Annotated in this window: 1 protein-coding gene; it reads left to right on the forward strand. The window is 29.3% G+C overall.

Translation table 11 applies throughout. The features are described from left to right. Nucleotides 1-229: Csa1 family protein (locus IDG64_RS14980; protein WP_206171380.1), on the forward strand; the 229-nt coding region annotated here is incomplete at both ends.

A 229-nucleotide genomic window follows, 5' to 3' on the forward strand; every position in this document is an offset into this window, starting at 1 on the left:
AATACCAAAACAACAAAAGGATTTTACTATGTTAATGCAGTAAAGAAAGATGAAGATGGTAGACCTCAGGATAATAAAATAGAATATCCGGTGAAAATGGTAGACAATAAAATCATTCCAACTAAAGATATCAAAGACGAAAAAATAAAAAAAGAAATCGAAAACTTTAAGTTCTTCGCGCAATATGGCAACTTTAAAGATTTGTCGAAGTACAAAGATGGAGATATTT

This window comes from Staphylococcus sp. EG-SA-15 (assembly GCF_017151895.1).
In the GTDB taxonomy this organism is placed as follows: Bacteria; Bacillota; Bacilli; order Staphylococcales; family Staphylococcaceae; genus Staphylococcus; species Staphylococcus aureus.